This window comes from Methylophaga sp. UBA1464 (genome assembly GCF_002325665.1).
In the GTDB taxonomy this organism is placed as follows: domain Bacteria; phylum Pseudomonadota; class Gammaproteobacteria; order Nitrosococcales; family Methylophagaceae; genus Methylophaga.
Window position 1 is genome coordinate 18,269 of the sequence record NZ_DCSO01000026.1, and the last position, 2,766, is coordinate 21,034.

Below are 2,766 nucleotides of genomic sequence, written 5' to 3' on the forward strand. Positions count from 1 at the left end.
TGCAGGTAAACCAGTAACTGTTCCAACCAGTCATCACCATGCCGGTAGGCAGCGATGGTTGCTTCAATACTGAACGGATTGGCAGCACTGACATGCCAGGAATTAAAAACCGATTCAATTGCCTTTTTATGCTCGCTATCCGGCACGATCAACATCGACATGCCCAGCCCGGCAATATTGAATGTCTTGCTGGCTGATACCGCAGTCACAATGGGCACATCCTTTGCCAGGGATGCCAGCGGAATATGCTTGTTGCCGGTAAATACCAAATCCGCATGAATTTCATCACTGAGAATGATGAGTTGATGTTGTCTGGCGATATCGAGGAGTTTCTGCAGTTCAGCTTCGCTCCAGACACGCCCTCCGGGATTATGCGGCGAACAGAGCAACAGCATTTTTGCGCCAGAAGCGGCTTGTTCAGCCAATTGATCGAAGTTCATCTGGTAATAATCGTCCACCAGTACTAACGGATTTACGACCAGTTCGCGCTGTGTCTCTGTGACGGCTGAGAAAAACGGAAAATAGACCGGGGGCTGAGCAATAACCTGCTCATGCTTTTCCGTGAGCGCCATAATGGTGGCATGCAATGAAGGCACTACGCCGGGACAGATCAGAATATGTTCAGTGGCAATATGCCAGTGATGACGACGCAGAAACCATTCCTGAGTCGCCTGATACAGGGCCGCTGGATATTCACTATAACCGTACAAAGGATGCTCAGCTCTGACTGTCAACGCCCGGGTTACGGCCTCAGGGGCAACAAAATCCATATCACCCAACCACAGAGGAATCGCATCCTCACGGCCAAACAGTCGCTGGCGGGCATCGTATTTAAGACTATACGTGCCGCTGCGATCTATTTTCTGATCAAAATCAATCTTCGACATGTCGACGTTCCCAGATAGTCACCTCTGACAGAGTATGCTGGAATTTACGTCGGGTTTCACGGATAACAAAGGGTTGTGAAAATGGACCATCAATCAGCTGAAAGTGTTTTTCCAGCACGCTTTTGATGCCGTCCAGTGTGGAAAAGCTTTCTCCGTCTTTTTTGAAACCACCCAGCCAATTGGCTTTATCCGTGTGTTCTTCCAGCCATGTATACGGCGAAGCCAGCACCAGCAAGCCACCCGCATTAATCCGTTCATGTATCTGTTTTAAAAATAAAATCGGGTCATACAAACGGTCTAATAAATTCGCTGCCAGCACTAAATCATAATTGCTGTATACCGCTTTGAGATTACAGGCATCCCCCTGCATAAAATCGACTTTGTGAGCTGTCTTTTCCAATCCAAAATTCGCCAGCCGCTGTTCACGGTAGAGTAATAAATCACCTTCATCGGCTACAGCATAGCGAACGACACCATCCCGTTTGAGCTGGACCCCCAGATTAATCAGGCGTGCCGAGAAATCAATTCCTGTTACCTGATCAAAATGCCTGGCTAATTCGAAACTGGCCCGTCCCACAGCACAACCCAGATCGAGAGCACGTCGTGATGGTTTGCCAGACATTTTTTCGATAGCTAACCGAGCAATGGCTTTTTGAAAGTTCGGCACATCAAAATAGCTTTCACCGTAGTGGAACTCGGCATATTCTGAGAGCATTTTGTCGGTTTCGTAATTTGAATCGAGATTTACCACCGGGGCCTCTGAGACCACATAGCGGAAACCGGCATGTTGGAAAAAGTGACGTCTGAAAGCATAACGTGATGATAAACGCGTTTCATTACCACAGGAAACCCAGCTGCCGCCTTTGATCAGATTGTGTTTTCCATCATAGGTTGGTGTGGTGAAGTCATCATATAAGCGATGAACCTGGGATCCATCAAATGGATAAATCGGTGTTTCGGTCCATTGCCATACATTCCCCCTCACATCATAGAAATCACCCTGGGCGAAATGATTGACCGGACAGGAGGAGGCAAAATGATCCAGATGAATATTTGCTGCTGCCGGCGTTTCGTTCAGCTCTTCGAGGCCTGAAACCTCGACCAGACGATACCATTCATCTTCAGTAGGCAGGCGCACGGTTTCACCGGTTTGTTCAGCCTTCCATGCACAAAATGCCTTGGCTTCATGGTAGTTGACTTCTGCCGGCCAATCCCAACGCATCGGCACCACCTCGGCCATTAATCGCAACTGCCAACCTTGATTCGTTTTTATCCAGAATGTCGGATATTCAGCTTGAGTAAATTCACGCCATTGCAGCCCTTCTTCCTGCCAGTAATGTCGCTGCAGATAGCCGCCAGCTTCAACAAAAGCTAAAAACTCCTGATTACTGACCAGATACCTTGCAGCCTTAAACGCTTCTACATCAGCTTGATGCTGACCATATTCGTTATCCCAACCGTAATAAGCATCATCAAATGATTTTCCGAGACTAACCGTACCGGCTTCCACTTGCAAAAGTGCGTTTTCAGGAGCTGGTCTGGAAATGTCACATGCCAGCCAGGCCGCATGGGGTTGCACCCACTGTAATTGCTGTTGCCGGATTAATACCGATGACGTTTCCAGATGAATCTGTTCATGCTCAATACCCATCATGATTGCCCACCAGGGATTTTCCCAATTTATGGGCAATTGCAGCGGTGCTGTTTGAATAAGTTGATTTACCGTTTTTTTTACCTGTTGGCGATAGGCTTTAACTTCCGCTACTGTCGGCCAGTCATAATGTGCATCATTGAGATCATCCCAGCTCATTTCATCCACACCTACAGCAAACATCGATTCAAAACGTGGATTGATTCGTTGCGTTAACAAGCCTGCCAG

The 2,766-nt window shown here is 47.7% G+C and carries 2 protein-coding genes; both read right to left on the reverse strand.

The features are described from left to right. Window positions 1–887 (reverse strand): MalY/PatB family protein (locus B3O33_RS02675; RefSeq protein WP_292362875.1); only part of this gene is annotated, 887 nt, incomplete at its 3' end. Beyond that, the coding region (ovoA, locus tag B3O33_RS02680; RefSeq protein ID WP_292362876.1) for a 5-histidylcysteine sulfoxide synthase at window positions 874–2,766 on the reverse strand (1,893 nt) is incomplete at its 5' end. The genes B3O33_RS02675 and ovoA, both read right to left, overlap by 14 nt.